The 18,248-nt window shown below is 40.5% G+C and carries 17 protein-coding genes; 16 read left to right on the forward strand and 1 reads right to left on the reverse strand.

Annotation, left to right across the window (positions count from 1 at the left end; all coding sequences use genetic code 11):
• Nucleotides 1-219 precede the first annotated feature (219 nt).
• Nucleotides 220-1,569 (reverse strand): aspartate kinase, encoded by a 1,350-nt coding sequence (locus EAF07_RS04420; protein WP_121835085.1) that lies wholly within the window; start codon nucleotides 1,567-1,569, stop codon nucleotides 220-222.
• Nucleotides 1,570-1,747: 178 nt separating this feature from the next.
• On the opposite strand from EAF07_RS04420, the gene fabM reads away from it, so the two are divergent.
• The 16 genes from fabM to murC all read left to right on the forward strand — a co-directional run bounded on the left by fabM (nucleotide 1,748) and on the right by murC (nucleotide 18,225).
• Nucleotides 1,748-2,542, forward strand: coding sequence for a trans-2-decenoyl-ACP isomerase (gene fabM, locus EAF07_RS04425; RefSeq protein WP_121835086.1), 795 nt, complete (start codon nucleotides 1,748-1,750; stop codon nucleotides 2,540-2,542).
• Between the two features lie 68 nt (nucleotides 2,543-2,610).
• A complete protein-coding gene (gene fabT / locus EAF07_RS04430) occupies nucleotides 2,611-3,045 on the forward strand; it encodes a fatty acid biosynthesis transcriptional regulator FabT (protein WP_121835087.1) in 435 nt (144 codons plus the stop codon).
• A complete protein-coding gene (locus tag EAF07_RS04435) occupies nucleotides 3,045-4,007 on the forward strand; it encodes a beta-ketoacyl-ACP synthase III (protein ID WP_121835088.1) in 963 nt (320 codons plus the stop codon). The genes fabT and EAF07_RS04435 overlap by 1 nt, the downstream gene beginning before the upstream one ends.
• Before the next feature lie 53 nt (nucleotides 4,008-4,060).
• Nucleotides 4,061-4,285 carry an acyl carrier protein gene (locus EAF07_RS04440; protein WP_121835089.1) on the forward strand — a complete coding sequence of 75 codons (225 nt, stop codon included), beginning with the start codon at nucleotides 4,061-4,063 and terminating at the stop codon, nucleotides 4,283-4,285.
• A gap of 121 nt (nucleotides 4,286-4,406) precedes the next feature.
• Complete coding sequence (fabK, locus tag EAF07_RS04445) at nucleotides 4,407-5,363, forward strand: enoyl-[acyl-carrier-protein] reductase FabK (protein WP_121835090.1); 957 nt, start codon at nucleotides 4,407-4,409, stop codon at nucleotides 5,361-5,363.
• Between the two features lie 108 nt (nucleotides 5,364-5,471).
• Entirely contained in the window at nucleotides 5,472-6,395 is a 924-nt protein-coding gene (gene fabD / locus EAF07_RS04450) for an ACP S-malonyltransferase (RefSeq protein ID WP_121835091.1), read from the forward strand.
• A complete protein-coding gene (fabG, locus tag EAF07_RS04455) occupies nucleotides 6,396-7,133 on the forward strand; it encodes a 3-oxoacyl-[acyl-carrier-protein] reductase (RefSeq protein WP_121835092.1) in 738 nt (245 codons plus the stop codon).
• Between the two features lie 74 nt (nucleotides 7,134-7,207).
• Entirely contained in the window at nucleotides 7,208-8,437 is a 1,230-nt protein-coding gene (gene fabF / locus EAF07_RS04460) for a beta-ketoacyl-ACP synthase II (protein ID WP_121835093.1), read from the forward strand.
• A gap of 3 nt (nucleotides 8,438-8,440) precedes the next feature.
• Entirely contained in the window at nucleotides 8,441-8,911 is a 471-nt protein-coding gene (gene accB, locus EAF07_RS04465; protein WP_121835094.1) for an acetyl-CoA carboxylase biotin carboxyl carrier protein, read from the forward strand.
• Nucleotides 8,908-9,333 carry a 3-hydroxyacyl-ACP dehydratase FabZ gene (gene fabZ, locus EAF07_RS04470; RefSeq protein WP_121835095.1) on the forward strand — a complete coding sequence of 142 codons (426 nt, stop codon included), beginning with the start codon at nucleotides 8,908-8,910 and terminating at the stop codon, nucleotides 9,331-9,333. The genes accB and fabZ overlap by 4 nt, the downstream gene beginning before the upstream one ends.
• Nucleotides 9,334-9,517: 184 nt before the next feature.
• Nucleotides 9,518-10,888: an acetyl-CoA carboxylase biotin carboxylase subunit gene (locus EAF07_RS04475; RefSeq protein WP_121835096.1), complete on the forward strand. Its 1,371-nt coding sequence runs from the start codon at nucleotides 9,518-9,520 to the stop codon at nucleotides 10,886-10,888.
• Between the two features lie 63 nt (nucleotides 10,889-10,951).
• Nucleotides 10,952-11,818 carry an acetyl-CoA carboxylase, carboxyltransferase subunit beta gene (gene accD / locus EAF07_RS04480; RefSeq protein ID WP_121835097.1) on the forward strand — a complete coding sequence of 289 codons (867 nt, stop codon included), beginning with the start codon at nucleotides 10,952-10,954 and terminating at the stop codon, nucleotides 11,816-11,818.
• Entirely contained in the window at nucleotides 11,815-12,585 is a 771-nt protein-coding gene (locus EAF07_RS04485) for an acetyl-CoA carboxylase carboxyl transferase subunit alpha (protein WP_121835098.1), read from the forward strand. The genes accD and EAF07_RS04485 overlap by 4 nt, the downstream gene beginning before the upstream one ends.
• A 95-nt stretch (nucleotides 12,586-12,680) precedes the next feature.
• The gene (locus EAF07_RS04490) at nucleotides 12,681-15,773 is read left to right on the forward strand and encodes a pilus expression-regulating Snf2 family helicase (protein ID WP_121835099.1); all 3,093 of its coding nucleotides are present in this window, start codon (nucleotides 12,681-12,683) and stop codon (nucleotides 15,771-15,773) included.
• Between the two features lie 406 nt (nucleotides 15,774-16,179).
• Nucleotides 16,180-16,785 carry a divisome accessory protein ZapJ gene (gene zapJ / locus EAF07_RS04495; protein ID WP_121835100.1) on the forward strand — a complete coding sequence of 202 codons (606 nt, stop codon included), beginning with the start codon at nucleotides 16,180-16,182 and terminating at the stop codon, nucleotides 16,783-16,785.
• Between the two features lie 108 nt (nucleotides 16,786-16,893).
• Nucleotides 16,894-18,225: a UDP-N-acetylmuramate--L-alanine ligase gene (gene murC, locus EAF07_RS04500; RefSeq protein ID WP_121835101.1), complete on the forward strand. Its 1,332-nt coding sequence runs from the start codon at nucleotides 16,894-16,896 to the stop codon at nucleotides 18,223-18,225.
• Nucleotides 18,226-18,248 lie beyond the last annotated feature (23 nt).

Here is an 18,248-nt window from a genome sequence, read left to right on the forward strand (position 1 = left end):
AGAGTTTACTCTTGATTATAACGGACTTTTTGAGACCTAGGCTCAAAAAGTAGCAATGAAACTCCAAAGGAGGTTGCTTGCGTCCGCACCTTTTTAGAAAGAAGCAAAAAAGTAATTTTTGATTTTGGTTAAGTATTAAAGCTAAAACACTATATCCGAAGTAATATTAAAGAGGCTGGGGATTTCCAACCTCTTTTTAAGTGTTATTAACGGATTATTCTACTCAAAGAAAGCGTCGTAGAGTGCGCGCACAGCTGTTTTTTCGTCCTCAGTTCTAACGACAAACATGACAGAAAGTTCGCTGGCTCCTTGCGAAATCATCATCAGGTTGATGCCTGCTTCTGATAGTGCTTTGGTAGCAGTTGCAGTAACACCGATTTTACTCTTCATGTTTTCGCCCACAATCATTAGAATAGAGAGATTACGCTCGATAGAAACTTCATCTACTTCTAATTTACGGGTCAGTTGAGAGATGATTTCTTGTTCCTTGATAGGGGTTAACTCACGTCCACGGACAATAATGGACATGTCATCAATTCCAGTTGGCATGTGTTCAAAGCGGATATTGAGTTCTTCAAGGATTTGGAGGACTTTTCGTCCAAAGCCAACTTCTCGATTCATCAAGTATTTGGACATATTGATACTTACAAAGTCGTTATCGCCAGAAATTCCCACAACAGGGGTAGCACTACTACTTGGTTCAAGTACAATGCGAGTCCCAGGGTGATCTGGATTATTGGTGTTTTTAATAACAAGCGGGATTTGACCACGATAGGCTGGAATAAGCGCTTCGTCGTGGAGAACAGAGAAACCAGCATAGGCTAATTCACGCATTTCGCGATAGGTTAACTCTTTAATGGAGTGTGGTTTGTCGACAACACCAGGGTGGGCGGCAAAAATCCCATCAACATCTGTAAAGTTTTCATAAAGATCTGCCTTAACACCTGCAGCGATAATAGAACCTGTAATGTCAGAACCGCCTCGAGAAAAGGTACAAATGTGATTGTCAACGGTCACCCCAAAGAAGCCAGGAATGACTAAAATCTCATCGCTTTCGCGAAGCTCCTCTAATTTATCATAGCTAGATGGCAAAATACGAGCATTACCAGGTTCGCTAGTAACGATTAACCCAGCTTCTTTAGGATGGATGTAACGTGCATTTAAGCCTTCGGTACGGAAATATTCTGCAATGAGCTTGGCATTATTATCTTCTCCAGCTGCTAAGAAAGTATCGTATAAAAAGGCGTTATCTTCCTTTGGTAGCGTTGCTAAATCTTTAATAGCGCCAGCAATTTCTTCTAAAATAGCAGGGCGAAGTCCTAGTTCGTCAGTGATTGACTGGTAACGGTTGATAATCCAATCTTGATCTTCACTAAAATTGTAGTCGGTAATGTAGTGTTTATAGTATTTGATGAGTGCATCAGTAACTTTAGTATCTTCTGAATGGCGTTTACCAGGTGCAGAAACCACGACAAAACGACGAGTAGAATCACTTTTTACAATGTTTAAAACTTTTTTAAGCTGCTCAGCTGAAGCCAAGGAACTGCCACCAAATTTGATAACTTTCATATAAATCCTCTAAAAATCAAAAGTGAGATAATTATAGCAAAATTCTGATAATTTGTCATTTACTTTAAAAATTTAAAAAATCTTATCGATATTTTGCTTGACGAATAATTTCTTTGTGATATAATTTGATACAGAAATTATTTATAAATCAAATAAATAATTTTAAGGAGGAGGTTATATGAACTTTCAAACCATCCTATACGATGTGTCGGGTGATTTAGCGACTGTGACGTTTAATCGTCCAGAAGTGTCAAATGGATTCAATATTCCAATGTGTGAGGAGATTTTAACAGCACTGAAACTTGCTGAGGAAGACTCTTCTGTCAGACTAGTCTTAATCCGTGCAGAGGGGAAAGTATTTTCTGTCGGTGGCGATTTGTCTGAAATGCAAAGAGCAGTTGAATCTGATGACATTCAGTCATTAGTTGATATTGCTAAATTGGTTCAAGACATTTCTTATCAGATGAAACGACTTCCTAAACCAGTTATCATGGCTGTTGATGGCCCTGTTGCTGGTGCGGCATTTAACATGGTTTTGGCAGCAGACTTTTGTGTTGCTAGTGAAAAATCTAAGTTTATTCAGGCCTTTGTCAATGTTGGGTTAGCACCTGATGCAGGTGGTCTCTACCTACTCATGCGAGCTGTCGGCATGAATAAGGCAACGCATTTAGTAATGACAGGTGAAGCTGTTACTGCTGAAAAAGCCTTAGATTATGGTTTTGTTTATAAGACCTGTTTGTCGGAGAAATTAGAAACGACAACGCAACAGCTCATTAAACGCTTAAAGCGAGGATCGTTCAATTCTTATCGTGCGATGAAAGAATTGGTTTGGCAAAGTTTCTTTTCCGGTTGGAAAGAATATGCTGGTATGGAATTAAAGCTTCAAGAAGCTCTTGCCTTTAAAGAGGATTTTAAAGAGGGTGTGAAAGCTTATTCTGAACGCCGTAGACCAAATTTTTCAGGTGAATGGTAGATTGTTCTAATTGTCAAATGATTTACAATGAGATATAATTTTATCATCAAATTATAAAGGAGTCTGATATGGACTTTCATCAGATTAATGATTATCTCGTTGACATCTTTAATCGCATTTTAGTTATTGAAGAAAACACTTTGCGTAGTAGCCCATTTAGCGATTGTACGATCAAGGAAGTGCATACCATTGATATTATTGGTAAGAGCCGTTTGGTGACGCCAAGCGATATTGCCAAAGAACTGATGGTCACTTTGGGAACAGTCACAACTGCTCTTAACAAATTAGAGAGTAAAGGATATGTTGTCCGTACCCGTTCTCAAGAAGATCGTCGGGTTGTCTACCTCAGTTTGACCAAAAAAGGTCGTGTCGTCTATCACTTGCATAAGAAATTCCATCGCGTGATGATTGACCAGATTTTAGCTGGCATGTCAGAAAATGAATTGGAAGGTTTAGAACGTGGCCTTGTTAATCTCCATACATTCTTGGAGGAGAGACGATAATGACTTTTGCAAAAATTAGTCAAGTGGCACATTATGTTCCTCAACAGGTAGTGAGTAATGATGACTTAGCTAAGATTATGGATACCTCAGACGAATGGATTTCAAGCAGAACAGGTATTCGTGAGCGCCATATCTCAGTGAATGAAAATACGAGTGATTTGGCGATTAAAGTAGCTTGGCAATTGCTCGAAAAATCTCATCTAGCTCCAGAGGAACTTGACTTTATCCTTGTCGCAACAATGTCTCCTGACTCAATGATGCCATCAACGGCAGCGCGTGTTCAAGGTGCCCTTGGTGCAACAAATGCCTTTGCTTTTGACTTATCAGCTGCTTGTTCGGGATTTGTTTTTGCTCTTGCAACAGCTGAAAAATTAATTCGTTCAGGTGCCTACGGCAAAGGTCTAGTTATTGGAGCAGAGGTCTTGTCTAAGCAATTAGACTGGTCAGACCGCTCAACCGCCGTTCTGTTTGGTGATGGTGCCGGTGGTGTCCTTTTGGAAAAGGCGTCAACTCCGCATTTTTTAGCAGAATCGCTTAATACTGACGGAAGTAAAGGTGGACTTCTAGGAGGAGATACTAAGGTTTGTTCTCCTTTCTCAGAAGAACAAGAAGAGGTAAATCCCTTCATTCAGATGGACGGGAGAGCTATCTTTGACTTCACCATTCGAACAGTTTCTAAGAGTATTTTGGCTATCATGGAGGAAGCTGGAGAACCAGATTATTTCTTGCTCCATCAGGCCAATGAACGTATTTTAGATAAAATGGCTAAAAAAATTGGCGTCAGTCGCGACAAGTTTTTAGCCAACATGCAACACTATGGTAATACAAGTGCAGCATCTATTCCGATTTTGCTTTCTGAAAATGTCGCAAACGGAACCCTTAAATTAGATGGCTCTCAAAAAATTCTTCTATCAGGATTCGGTGGAGGTTTGACTTGGGGCAATTTAATTGTTAGAATTTAGTTAATCTGCGTAAAACGCAAATAAAATTTTATATTATACAGAGGAGAAATCTCATGGCAGTATTTGAAAAAGTACAAGAAATTATCGTTGAAGAACTTGGTAAAGAAGCAGAAGAAGTAAAATTGGAAACAACTTTTGATGATCTTGATGCAGACTCACTTGATGTTTTCCAAGTTATCTCAGAAATTGAAGATGCTTTTGACATCCAAATTGAAACTGAAGAAGGTCTTAACACTGTAGGTGACCTTGTTGCTTACGTTGAAGAAAAAACAAAATAAAACAGTGAATGTTTAAAAGAAGAAATGAGGTTGTGAGTAATATCCAACCTTTCTTCTTAAATCTATACTTTGATTTTCAAATCATTATATGAAGTTTATTTGTTAGAAGGTTAGTAGAAAAATGAAATCTCGCATTACAGAACTTTTGGGGATTGACTATCCTATTTTCCAAGGGGGCATGGCTTGGGTGGCTGATGGTGATTTAGCTGGTGCCGTTTCAAATGCAGGAGGCCTTGGAATTATAGGTGGTGGAAATGCTCCGAAAGAGGTAGTAAAAGCTAATATTGATAGGGTAAAAGCAATCACTGACAAACCTTTTGGGGTTAATATCATGCTTTTATCTCCCTTTGCTGATGACATTGTCAATCTTGTGATTGAAGAGGGAGTTAAGGTTGTGACAACAGGGGCTGGAAACCCAGGAAAATACATGGAACGTTTCCATGAAGCAGGTATCACGGTTATTCCAGTTGTTCCTTCAGTAGCTCTTGCTAAACGTATGGAAAAATTAGGGGCAGACGCCGTTATTGCGGAAGGGATGGAAGCTGGTGGTCACATCGGTAAATTGACCACAATGACGCTTGTTCGCCAAGTGGTTGATGCAGTTGATATTCCAGTGATTGCAGCAGGTGGTATTGCTGATGGAAATGGCGCAGCTGCTGCCTTTATGCTAGGCGCTGAGGCGATTCAAGTTGGAACTCGTTTTGTTGTCGCTAAAGAGTCAAATGCTCACCAAAATTTCAAAGATAAAATTTTGAAGGCTAAAGACATTGATACCGTAGTATCAGCTTCTGTCGTTGGTCACCCAGTTCGTGCGATTAAAAATAAATTATCGACGAGCTATGCTAACGCAGAAAAAGAATTTTTAGCAGGTCGAAAAACAGCAGAAGAAATTGAAGAACTTGGTGCAGGTGCCCTCAAAAATGCTGTTGTTGATGGTGATGTCGTTAACGGTTCTGTAATGGCAGGTCAAATTGCAGGACTTGTACGCAAAGAAGAAACCTGTCAAGAAATCTTGGAAGACCTCTATAACGGAGCACGTCAAGTCATTCTGGCAGAAGCAAAACGCTGGATGGATTAAGAATTTGCTACGAAGCAAGTGTCTTTGTTATTAGTTTAATAATAGTAGCTATCTAATAACTATTAAAAATAAAGAAAAGATGGGCAAATGCTCAAAAAGGATATTAACATGTCTAAAAAAGCTTTTTTATTCGCAGGACAGGGTGCTCAAAAACTTGGGATGGCTAGAGATCTTTATGATGCCTATCCTATTGTTAAGGAGACCTTTGATACCGCTAGTAGCATTTTGGGTTATGACTTGCGTGAGTTGATTGATAACAATGAGGAAAAATTAAATCAGACTCGTTACACTCAGCCAGCTATTTTAACAACATCGGTTGCTATTTACCGTCTTTTAGCTGAAAAGGGAATGACTCCTGATATTGTAGCTGGCTTGTCTCTTGGTGAATACTCAGCTCTTGTAGCAAGTGGTGCATTGCGATTTGAAGATGCAGTTGCTCTGGTTGCTAAGCGTGGTGAATTTATGGAGACTGCCGCACCGGCTGGTAGTGGTAAAATGGTCGCGGTTATGAATACAGATCCTGCTTTAATTGAAGAGATTTGCCAAAAAGCCTCTGAAAAGGGTGTGGTAACTCCTGCTAACTACAACACTCCCGCACAAATTGTTATCGGCGGTGAAGTGGAAGCAGTCGACTATGCTGTCGAGTTGTTGAAAGAAGCAGGAGCTAAGCGATTAATTCCGCTTAATGTTTCTGGGCCGTTCCATACAGCTCTACTAGCATCGGCCTCTCAGAAATTGTCTAGTGAACTTGATAAGGTTGATTTTTCGGACTTTAATTGTCCTTTAGTTGGAAATACCGAAGCTAACATAATGGCTAAAGAGGCTATTAAGTCTTTACTTGCTCGTCAAGTGATGGAACCTGTTCGTTTTTATGACTCGGTAGCAACTATTCAGGAGTTTGGTATAGAAGAAGTGATTGAAATTGGGCCTGGTAAGGTTTTGTCAGGATTTATTAAAAAAATTGATAAAAACCTTCCAGTAAAAACAGTAGAGGATTTAGATTCTTTACAATATCTTCTGGAGTGTAATTAAATGGAAATTAAATCAAAAAATGTTTTTGTCACAGGGTCAACTCGAGGAATTGGTCTCGCGATTGCCCATAAATTTGCTAGCCTTGGTGCTAATGTCGTTCTTAATGGTCGCTCTGCTATTTCTGAAGAATTGCTGGCGCAATTTGCTGATTATGGCGTTAAAGTGTGTGCTATTTCTGGCGACATCTCAAAATTTGAAGATGCCGAACGTATGGTTAAGGAAGCAACTGCTATTTTAGGTAGTGTTGATATCTTAGTCAACAATGCTGGTATCACTAATGACAAATTAATGCTTAAAATGACTGAGGAAGACTTTGAAAAAGTTCTCAAGATCAATTTGACTGGTGCCTTTAACATGACAAAATCAGTCTTAAAACCGATGACTAAAGCCAGAGAAGGTGCTATCATCAATGTGTCATCTGTTGTCGGTTTAGCTGGTAACATTGGTCAGGCTAATTACGCAGCTTCAAAAGCGGGGCTCATTGGTTTTACCAAGTCTGTGGCTAAAGAAGTAGCCATGCGTGGTGTTCGTGTCAATGCTATTGCTCCTGGCTTTATTGAGTCAGATATGACTGATGTTATTCCAGAAAAAATGAAAGAAGCAATGTTGTCACAAATTCCAATGAAAGTGATTGGAAAACCTGAACAAGTTGCAGAAGTTGCGGTTTTCTTAGCCCAACAAGAGTACCTAACTGGTCAAGTGATTGCTATTGATGGTGGCATGACCATGCAAGGTTAAGCCAAGTCAATAAAGCGTTTATGTTGCTAAATAGGAAAGATAAGTGAGAAGGCAGATTGCCAAGGAGAAAGAAGATGACAAATCGTGTTGTAATCACAGGTTATGGTGTGACCTCGCCAATCGGAAATACACCAGAAGAATTTTGGGCTAGTCTTCGTGATGGTAAGATTGGAATCAAGCCAATTACGAAGTTTGACACAAGCGACTTTGCAGTTAAAAATGCAGCTGAAATTCAAGATTTTCCTTTTGATAAGTATTTTGTCAAGAAAGATACAAACCGTTACGATTTGTATTCATTATATGCTCTTTATGCCGCTAACGAAGCTGTCAATCATGCTAATTTAGATGTTGAAACGATTGATACAGACCGTTTTGGTGTTATCGTTGCCTCAGGTATTGGTGGTATCCAAGAAATTGAAGAGCAGGTTATTCGTTTGCACGAAAAAGGACCAAAACGTGTGAAACCAATGACGCTACCAAAATGCTTGCCAAATATGGCGGCAGGAAATGTTGCAATGGCATTTAATGCTCACGGTGTTTGTAAGTCTGTAAACACAGCTTGTGCCTCATCGAATGATGCTATTGGTGATGCTTTCCGTACTATCAAATTTGGTTTACAGGATATCATGCTAGTTGGTGGAGCAGAAGCGTCAATTACGCGCTTTGCGATTGCTGGTTTCCAAAGTTTAACAGCATTGTCTACAACAGAAAATCCAGAACGTGCCTCTATTCCATTTGACAAAGACCGTAATGGTTTTGTCATGGGAGAAGGGTCAGGGATGCTTGTCCTAGAAAGTCTTGAGCATGCACAAAAACGTGGAGCGACTATCTTAGCAGAAGTAGTTGGTTACGGCAATACCTGCGATGCTTACCACATGACTTCACCGCATCCAGAAGGTTTGGGTGCTCGTAAGGCAATGTCACTTGCCCTTCAAGAAGCAGGTATTGAAGCATCGGATGTTGATTATGTTAATGCTCATGGAACGTCAACTCCTGCTAATGAAAAAGGTGAAAGCCAAGCTATCGTAGCGGTTTTAGGCAAAGATGTCCCAGTATCATCAACAAAATCATTTACAGGTCACCTATTGGGTGCTGCTGGAGCTGTTGAGGCGATTGCAACTGTTGAAGCCATTCGCCATAGCTTTATTCCTAAAACTGCGGGAACGCAAGAATTATCAGAAGACATTGAGGCCAATGTCGTTATGGGACAAGGTTTAGAACGAGAAGTTAAATATGCGATTTCAAATACCTTTGGATTTGGTGGGCATAATGCGGTTCTTGCCTTGAAGCGTTGGGAGGATTAAAACGTGAATATTAGTGAAATCAAAGATTTGATGGCTCAATTTGATCAATCGAGTCTTCGTGAATTTACTTATAAAAAAGACGGAAACGAATTGTCGTTTTCAAAAAATAAGCAAAGCAATTTTTCTGCAGCCCCTGTAGAAAGCCAAGCACCTGTTATGCAAACGGCAGCTGTTGAGACTGTGCCAACTCCTCAAAAAGAAGAGGGTCAAAGTTCTTCGCCAGCTCAACTTGCAGCAGAGGGGGATGTGGTTGAAAGTCCTCTAGTTGGAATTGCCTACTTGTCACCAGGACCAGACAAACCTACCTTTGTATCCGTTGGTGATACCGTTAAAAAAGGTCAGACGCTTCTCATTGTTGAAGCCATGAAGGTGATGAATGAAGTTCCAGCACCAAAGGATGGTGTGGTAACAGAAATTTTAGTAGCCAATGAAGAAGTGGTAGACTTTGGAAAAGGATTGGTGCGTATCAAATGACGATAGATATTGCTCAAATCAAAGAAGCCTTACCACATCGCTACCCATTTTTGTTGGTTGACCGTGTTCTTGAAGTTTCAGAAGATGAAATTGTAGCCATCAAAAATGTAACGATTAATGAGCCGTTTTTCCAAGGTCATTTTCCACAATACCCTGTAATGCCTGGCGTTCTTATCATGGAAGCCTTGGCACAGACTGCAGGTGTTTTGGAGCTATCTAAAGAAGAAAACAAGGGGAAATTGGTCTTCTACGCAGGGATGGATAAGGTTAAATTTAAAAAACAAGTTATCCCAGGAGATCAACTTGTGATGACAGCTAAATTTGTTAAGCGTCGTGGGACTATTGCTGTCGTTGAAGCGAAAGCAGAAGTTGATGGCAAACTAGCTGCGAGTGGTGTCCTCACATTTGCCATTGGAAACTAATGGCATCTTCCTGTGAACCGATTAAGTTGTATTAAATGGGATAACTTATATCGGGATGGTTTCATTTGTCTAGCCATAATGGTAGTGGCAAATGATGACGCATTAGTCTTTAAAAAATGAGAGAGGATGAAACGTAAATGGCATTTCTGCGATAGGTTGAGATGTTGTTTATGGACTCATAATTATGTTTAAAAAAATTCTTATTGCCAATCGTGGCGAGATTGCGGTGCGCATTATCCGTGCAGCGCGTGAACTGGGAATTGCAACGGTTGCGATTTATTCAGAAGCTGACAAAGAAGCTCTTCATGTAGCTCTTGCTGATGAGGCTATCTGTGTCGGTCCTGCAAAATCCACAGATTCCTATCTTAATATGAACGCGGTGCTATCAGCAGCGATTGTGACAAAGGCGGAAGCGATTCACCCAGGATTTGGTTTTTTAAGTGAAAATTCAAAATTTGCAACCATGTGTGAAGAGATGAATATTAAATTCATAGGACCATCTGGAGCAGTCATGGATAAAATGGGCGATAAAATCAACGCTCGTGCTGAAATGATAAAGGCAGAGGTCCCAGTAATCCCAGGTTCTGATGGAGAAGTTTTTACTGCTAAAGAAGCAATAGCTGTCGCAGACCAATTAGGTTATCCTGTAATGCTTAAAGCCTCAGCGGGTGGCGGTGGAAAAGGGATTCGAAAAGTGAACAGTCACGAAGAATTGGAGCCGGCATTTGAATCTGCCTCTCAAGAAGCCCAAGCTGCTTTTGGTAATGGCGCTATGTATATTGAGAAAGTGATTTATCCAGCACGTCATATCGAAGTGCAAATCTTGGGAGATTCTTTTGGCAATATTGTCCACTTGGGAGAACGTGATTGTTCTTTACAACGAAATAATCAAAAAGTTCTAGAAGAGGCACCATCTGTTGCTATTGGGAAAACTCTCAGACAATCTTTAGGTGAAGCAGCTGTTCGTGCTGCCCGTGCTGTGAATTATGAGAATGCAGGAACGATAGAATTTTTATTGGATGAACAGAGTGGAAATTTCTATTTTATGGAAATGAATACGCGTGTTCAGGTTGAACATCCCGTGACAGAGTTTGTGACTGGCGTTGATATTGTTAAGGAACAAATTCGTATTGCTGCCGGTCAACCGTTATCGTTTACTCAAGAAGAGGTTCAAATCACAGGGCATGCCATTGAATGTCGAATCAATGCTGAAAATCCAAAATTTAACTTTGCACCAAGTCCAGGGAAGATAAAGGAGCTTTACCTTCCATCAGGAGGTGTGGGATTGCGCGTGGATTCAGCTGTTTATAGTGGATATACGATACCGCCTTACTATGATTCAATGATTGCTAAAGTCATTGTGCACGGTGAAAATCGTTTTGATGCCTTAATGAAAATGCAACGTGCCCTTTATGAGCTTGAAATTGAAGGTGTCGTCACCAATGTTGATTTCCAGCTAGATTTAATTTCAGATAAGCATGTTATTGCAGGTGATTATGACACGAGTTTCCTAATGGAAACATTTTTACCTGCCTATGCTAAAACAAAAGACTGAATAGTGTAGAGCCTCAGTTTTATTTGGGGCTTTTATCAAAAAAATAAGAAAAAGAGGATAGTGATGGGATTATTTGATAGAAAAGAAAAATATATCCGAATCAATCCAAACAGGTCACTAAAAAAGACAGTTGAGCGTGAGGCACCAGAAGTTCCAGATGAACTCTTTGCCAAATGCCCAGCTTGTAAACATATGATTTACCAAAAGGATTTAGGGCCTGCTAAGATTTGTCCGACGTGCTGTTATAATTTTAGAATTTCAGCACAAGAACGCCTGAGTTTAACCGTTGACGAGGGGACCTTTGAGGAGTTATTTACAGGTCTTGAAACCAGTAATCCTCTTCATTTTCCTAAGTACCAAGAAAAGCTACAGGCGGCTAAAGAGGCGACAGGTCTCGATGAAGCTGTTTTAACGGGACTTGCTGAAATAGGTGGTTCAAAAATTGCTTTGGCGATTATGGATGCTAACTTTATTATGGGGTCTATGGGGACGGTTGTTGGAGAAAAGTTGACACTTCTTTTTGAATTAGCGACTGAAAAAAAATTACCAGTTGTTGTCTTTACAGCCTCTGGCGGTGCCCGTATGCAAGAAGGGATTATGTCCTTGATGCAGATGGCTAAAATTTCAGCAGCGGTTAAATGTCATTCCAATGCAGGGCTTTTTTACCTAACGATTTTAACGGATCCAACGACAGGTGGTGTTACAGCCTCTTTTGCTATGGAGGGTGATATTATCTTGGCAGAACCACAGGCTTTGATTGGTTTTGCTGGTCGTCGTGTGATTGAAACGACAGTACGTGAAGATTTGCCAGAGGATTTCCAAAAGGCAGAGTTTTTACAGGATCATGGTTTTGTCGACGCTATTGTCAATCGTTTGGAGTTGAAAGACACGATTGCCCAGTTAGTAGCTTTCCATGGAGGTGAAAAATGAGTACAGTAGGACGCATTTTAAAAGAAGCTAGAAGTCAGACGCGTCTGACCGCCTTAGACTACGCTAATCTTCTTCTGGACGATGTGATGGAATTACATGGCGATCGACAATTTTCGGACGATGGAGCAATTGTGGGTGGCATTGGTCGCTTAGCTGGTCAACCAATTACCTTTGTTGGAATCCAAAAGGGTAAGAATCTCCAAGAAAACCTCAAGTGTAATTTTGGGCAACCCCATCCAGAAGGGTATCGTAAAGCATTGCGCTTGATGAAACAGGCTGAAAAATTTGGACGGCCGATTTTGACCTTGATTAACACGCCAGGGGCTTACCCAGGTGTTGGAGCTGAGGAGCGTGGACAAGGTGAGGCAATTGCTCGTAATCTCATGGAAATGAGTGACCTGAAAGTCCCCATCATTGCTGTTATTATTGGTGAAGGTGGTTCTGGAGGTGCCCTTGCCTTAGCAGTAGCAGACAGGGTTTGGATGTTGGAAAATACGGTTTATTCCATTTTGAGTCCAGAAGGCTTTGCGTCAATCCTGTGGAAAGACGGTAGCCGTGCTTCAGAAGCGGCAGATCTGATGAAGATTACTGCGGGTGAACTTTTAAACATGAAGGTTGTGGATAAGGTTATTGCTGAACGAGGTTACTTTTCAAGTGAAATCGTTGAAGACTTGAAGCAACATTTGATGACAACATTTGATGAACTTGCCCAACTAGACACAGAAACCCTACTTCAAGAACGTTATCAAAGGTTTAGAAAATATTGAGATTGGAACTATCCAATCTTTTTATTGACACTTTTTTCTCTGAAAAACAAGGCTATTTTTGATATAATTAAGGGATAATGTAAAGGCGGTATGATATGGCAAAATTAATTCCTGGACGGGTCAGAAATGCTGGGATTTCTCTTTATGAGGAAGGGAAAGTGTCTTTTCTGTCGGAAAATGACAGTCGTTTGACCTTGCAAGTCGATAAGGAGCAGTTGACCTATGCAGAAGATGATAGTCTGATTACGTGTACCTGTCATTTCTTTACAGGGAAGGGCTACTGTGAACATCTAGCAGCGGCAGAAGCTTTTTTTAAGCATGATGCTGAGGGTAAGGATTTAGCGGCGCAGTTTTTGTCAAAAGAAAAAGAGAGAGAAACTAAAACGGTCGAGACATCTTTTGGTTCCTTATTTTTAGATGGACTTGTGATGAATGAAGACGATAGGGTGAAATATCGTTTATCTGCTGAAGGAGAGGAAGCTTTTTACACAAAAGAAATTCATTGGACATTGAGACTTAATCGCTTGCCTGATGAGCGTGCCTATGTGATTCGAGATATTGCAAGTTTTTTACAGTCTGTCGCAAAGGAGACCTCTTATCAGATAGGCAAAGGCTATTTCGAGCCACTTTCGTACATCCAGTTTGATGAAGCTAGTCAGAAAGTGATTGATTTTTTGTGGCGATTGATGCCTGATGAGAATCGTTTAGGGCTTGAAAGATTATTTCCTAGTCAGGGGCGCTACTTGAATCTACCAGCAGGCTTTTTTGAAGATGGGGTGGAATTGCTACAAGATTTGTATGACTTCTCTGTAGTGTTAAAAGGCGTTCATTTTAATCATGTCTCTTTTGATGAGTTGTCGGAAGCTAGTGAGCTATATCAGTTTGAGGTTTTGGTTCACAGACAATCTTTGGAGCTGGTTGTGGCAGAAAAGCAGGCGCAGGTTGTTTTTCATTTTGCCTATCTTTACTATGGTGGTGTTTTTTATCGGTTGACGAAGCGCCAGCAGAAATTGGCACAGGCACTAACGAGTTTGCCTATAGGAGCTGATTTAAGAAAACATTTGCACTTTAATCTTGATGATCAAGCAAAGTTAGCCGCAAGCCTTCTAGACTTTAAAACATTGGGCGTTGTCAAGGCGCCTAAATCGTTTGAAATACGAGATTTTGAGGTTCTTTTTTCTGTAGAAATGGCAGAGCAAAATCAGGTTTCCTTACAGATGACATTTGATTATGGCACTGTGAAGGTTTCTAACCGTGAGGACCTCAATCAACTTCCCTTTACCAGTCATTTTAAAAAAGAAGAAAAAATTATTCGAGTACTCCGAGAAGAGGGATTCCCGTTAGGATTTTTAAGTCAAAAAACGATTGACACTCCTGAATCCCTATATCATTTCTTTAATCAAACCCTGCCACGCTTAGAGAAATTAGGACAGGTAACCGTATCAGAGGGGTTGGCTGAGAAAGGTTTTTCCAAAGCTCCTGAAATAACCGTTGATAGCCAAGGGGGGCTGTTAGATATTTCTTTTGATTTTTCAGAAATTGATGCTGGTGATGTTGATGATGCCTTGCAGGCACTGATGACTCAAGCTCCTTACTTTGTTGGTAAGACAGGAAAATTACTGATTTTTGATGATGAAACCAAGCGCATTAGTCAAGTGTTGCAGCGGTTACGCCATAAAAACTTGGATAATGGGCATATTCAGCTCAACCAAGCCGCAGCTTTTCAGGTAATGGATGTTTTTAAGGATAATAAAGATATTTCCTTTACAAAAAGTTTTGAAGCGCTAGCTTTTGACTTAAGACATCCCGAAACGTTTGCACTTCCTAAAATTAGTGTAAATGTTCAAATGAGAGACTATCAGCAACTAGGTGTGAAATGGTTATCAATGCTTGCTCACTATGGATTTGGTGGCGTTTTAGCTGATGATATGGGGCTAGGAAAGACGCTTCAGACAATCGCCTTTTTGTCTGCTCACCTTTCAGAGGGAGATAAGGTCTTGATTTTAGCACCTTCTAGTTTGATTTATAACTGGAAAGATGAATTTTCTAAATTTACTCCTCATTTGGATGTGGCGGTTGCCTATGGACCTAAGCACCAACGTGATGTGACGATTTCAGAAGGGCACCAGATTACGGTAACGAGCTATGCTTCGTTCCGTCAGGATTTTTCTGAATACAATAAAACGACATATGATTGCCTCATCCTAGACGAGGCGCAGGTCATGAAAAATAGCCAGACCAAGATTGCGCAACATCTGAGAGAATTTGAGGTGAAGCACTGCTTTGCCTTGTCTGGGACACCTATTGAAAATCATCTTTTGGAAATCTGGTCAATTTTTCAAATTGTGTTACCAGGCTTTTTACCAAGCAAAAAAGAGTTTTTGAAGTTATCTGCCAAAGATATTGCGCGTTATATTAAGCCTTTTATCCTTAGAAGGCGCAAGGAAGATGTCTTGCCAGAATTGCCAGATTTGATTGAGATGACTTATCCAAATGAGTTAACAGAAGAACAAAAGGCAGTCTACCTTGCTCAATTAAGGCAAATGCAAGACTCTGTCCGTGGGGCAACAGATGATCAAATCAATGGTCGTAAAATGGAGATCCTCTCAGGCATTACAAGGCTCCGCCAAATTTGTGATACACCAAAACTCTTTATGGATTATGCAGGTGATAGCGGGAAGCTTGAAAGTCTGCGCCAGCTTTTGTCCCAAATCAAAGAAAATGGCAGACGTGCGCTTATCTTCTCCCAATTTAGAGAGATGTTAGATTTGGTGGAGATGGAATTAAGCGCTTTGGAGCTGACGGCTTATAAGCTGACGGGGTCAACTCCAGCCAAAGAGCGTCAAGAGATGACTAGAGCCTTTAACAAAGGGGCCAAGGACGTTTTTCTGATTTCTCTAAAAGCAGGTGGAGTAGGGCTTAATTTAACGGGTGCTGATACGGTGATTTTGATTGACCTGTGGTGGAATCCTGCAGTAGAAATGCAGGCGATCAGCCGTGCTCATCGTCTTGGACAAAAAGAGAATGTTGAAGTTTATCGCCTGATTACCAAGGGAACCATTGAGGAAAAAATTCTGGAATTGCAGGAAAATAAGAAGAACCTAGTGACCACGGTTCTTGACGGCAATGAAAGTCGCAGTAGCTTAAGTGTTGATGACATCAAAGAAATTTTGGGCATCAGCCATTAGGCGAAAGAAGTGAGAAAAAGAGAGTGGGACAGAAGTCATGATTTCGAAGAAATTGACTTCGTCGTCCCACCTCCGCACAGTTGATTAGGATGGCCGCTAACGATTGCGTAGCAAGGGTTTAGGACCTCCAATCAACCACTGCGTCAATCTGTTATTACCATTAAAAATAGAAGGTTGAGATATTTATGTCCCAACCTCTTTTGTGTTTCAGGATAGACCAACTTGTCTCAAAGTAAGTTCTATCTAATATTCTGTCACACCTAGAACTTCTTTGAGATTTAACCTCAGAAAGAAGCAAAAAAGTAATTTTTGATAAAATATGAATTTTAGTTTATAATAGGAATGCTACTATCGAGTTTTAGGGGAACTGATGATAGTAAGTGTCCAGATGTAGAAAGGTGAGCCTGTGGATAATTCTGTGAAACGATTTCCTTTAGTGGCTGATGACGAACCTGTTGTCGGCCCATTGAGGCAGATGGCCTTGTATAATGATGAGGATTTAATCACTAACATTCATGGTGATTATCAAGACAAAGATTACTATGATGTGACGAGAGACTTTCATGTTGTCAAGGATGTGGCTGACGTTCAGCAAGTCGCACCTGACCGCGCAGCCACAATTGAGGCTGGTAAGTCTTATGCCACACAGGCTCGTCAAGAAGCTAAGCGTGATGTCAAACAGAAGCGTCAAGCTTTTCTTGCCAAGGAAACTAAAAAAATGGCTAAGCCGACCTTTGGAAAAGAGGTCAAGCAAGCTCCAACGGTCAAACTGGTACATGTTAAAGAAGAATTGACAGGTCTGGCGCGTGCAGCACGAAAGTTGCATCAGGAACAGTACATTTTAGCGGAGATACCACGGACTTATGTCCCAGGTCAGACAACTGATGTCTCCCAAAAACCTAAAAATTCTTACGATTTTTTAAAGAAAAGTCAAATCTACAATTACGAAGAAAACCAAAATCGAAAAGAATATCAAGTGGCTCAGGAACTGAACCTTAGTCGCTTTGATTAAGTAATGACAATTTGTAAACGACTATAGAAAGGACTGTTCAACTGATATCAGTTGGGCATAGGACGACTTTCCTGCGGGCAAAATCGTCTGTTAGTGTGTTAAAACGTGATGACAAAAACCTATCATTTTATTGGCATTAAGGGCTCAGGTATGAGTGCTCTTGCGCTGATGCTTCATCAAATGGGGCATAGGGTGCAAGGTTCGGATGTTGAAAAATATTACTTTACCCAACGAGAACTAGAGCAAGCAGGTATTCCTATTTTGCCATTCTCAGCAGATAACATCACAGAAGATGTTGAATTGATTGCTGGAAATGCTTTTAAAGAAGGAAAAAATATCGAAGTTGATACGGCTGTAGCCAAAGGACTTCCTTATAAACGTTACCATGAGTTTCTTGGTGAATTTATGCGTCAATTTACCAGCATGGGTGTGGCTGGTGCGCATGGTAAAACCTCAACGACAGGTCTATTATCACATGTCTTGAAAAATATTACAGATACTTCTTATCTTATCGGAGATGGAACAGGACGTGGTTCAGAAAAAGCGCAATACTTTGTTTTTGAATCAGATGAATATGAGCGCCACTTCATGCCTTATCATCCAGAGTATTCAATTATCACCAACATTGATTTTGACCACCCAGATTATTTTACTAGCATTGATGATGTTTTCAACGCCTTTGATGATTATGCTAAGCAAGTGACTAAGGGACTTTTCATTTACGGAGAGGACACTTACTTGCGCCAAATCACCTCAGATGCTCCAATTTATTATTATGGTTTTGAGGAAAATAATGATTTTACAGCCTATGATTTAGTACGTACGACAACAGGTTCGGATTTCAAAGTTAAGCACGGAGATACAGAATTAGGAACTTTCCATGTTCCAGCATTCGGTAAGCACAACATTCTTAATGCTACGGCAGTGATTGCTAACCTCTATACTGCTGGATTTGATATGGAGCTTGTGGCTGAGCATTTAAAAACTTTTTCTGGTGTGAAACGTCGCTTTACGGAAAAAATTGTAAATAACCAAGTGATTATTGATGACTTTGCTCATCATCCAACGGAAATTATTGCCACTCTTGATGCGGCGCGTCAAAAATACCCATCTAAGGAAATTGTAGCGATTTTCCAACCGCATACTTTCACACGCACGATTGCGCTCTTAGATGAATTTGCTAGTGCCTTGAATGAGGCTGACGCTGTCTACTTAGCTCAAATCTACGGCTCAGCGCGTGAAGTGGATAATGGCGATGTCAAAGTGGAAGATTTAGCGGCTAAAATTAACAAACCGTCTGCAGTGGTAACTGTTGAAAATGTCTCTCCGCTTCTCAATCATGACAATGCTGTTTATGTCTTCATGGGAGCAGGGGATATCCAACTCTACGAACGTTCGTTTGAAGAACTCTTGTCTAATTTGAGTAAAAATAACCAATAGATAGCCGTTGTCAGTTGACGCTA

The sequence above is a fragment of the Streptococcus hillyeri genome, assembly GCF_003686955.1.
Classification (GTDB): Bacteria; Bacillota; Bacilli; order Lactobacillales; family Streptococcaceae; genus Streptococcus; species Streptococcus hillyeri.

Excerpts from the sequence above, each read along its gene's own strand:
- EAF07_RS04475 (WP_121835096.1), top strand. The coding sequence starts at position 9,518 with ATGTTTAAAAAAATTCTTATTGCCAATCGTGGCGAGATTGCGGTGCGC.
- fabG (WP_121835092.1), top strand. The coding sequence starts at position 6,396 with ATGGAAATTAAATCAAAAAATGTTTTTGTCACAGGGTCAACTCGAGGA.
- fabZ (WP_121835095.1), top strand. The coding sequence starts at position 8,908 with ATGACGATAGATATTGCTCAAATCAAAGAAGCCTTACCACATCGCTAC.
- EAF07_RS04420 (WP_121835085.1), bottom strand. The coding sequence starts at position 1,569 with ATGAAAGTTATCAAATTTGGTGGCAGTTCCTTGGCTTCAGCTGAGCAG.
- EAF07_RS04440 (WP_121835089.1), top strand. The coding sequence starts at position 4,061 with ATGGCAGTATTTGAAAAAGTACAAGAAATTATCGTTGAAGAACTTGGT.
- fabD (WP_121835091.1), top strand. The coding sequence starts at position 5,472 with ATGTCTAAAAAAGCTTTTTTATTCGCAGGACAGGGTGCTCAAAAACTT.
- EAF07_RS04435 (WP_121835088.1), top strand. The coding sequence starts at position 3,045 with ATGACTTTTGCAAAAATTAGTCAAGTGGCACATTATGTTCCTCAACAG.
- EAF07_RS04490 (WP_121835099.1), top strand. The coding sequence starts at position 12,681 with ATGGCAAAATTAATTCCTGGACGGGTCAGAAATGCTGGGATTTCTCTT.
- fabF (WP_121835093.1), top strand. The coding sequence starts at position 7,208 with ATGACAAATCGTGTTGTAATCACAGGTTATGGTGTGACCTCGCCAATC.
- fabM (WP_121835086.1), top strand. The coding sequence starts at position 1,748 with ATGAACTTTCAAACCATCCTATACGATGTGTCGGGTGATTTAGCGACT.
- fabK (WP_121835090.1), top strand. The coding sequence starts at position 4,407 with ATGAAATCTCGCATTACAGAACTTTTGGGGATTGACTATCCTATTTTC.
- murC (WP_121835101.1), top strand. The coding sequence starts at position 16,894 with ATGACAAAAACCTATCATTTTATTGGCATTAAGGGCTCAGGTATGAGT.
- accD (WP_121835097.1), top strand. The coding sequence starts at position 10,952 with ATGGGATTATTTGATAGAAAAGAAAAATATATCCGAATCAATCCAAAC.
- fabT (WP_121835087.1), top strand. The coding sequence starts at position 2,611 with ATGGACTTTCATCAGATTAATGATTATCTCGTTGACATCTTTAATCGC.
- EAF07_RS04485 (WP_121835098.1), top strand. The coding sequence starts at position 11,815 with ATGAGTACAGTAGGACGCATTTTAAAAGAAGCTAGAAGTCAGACGCGT.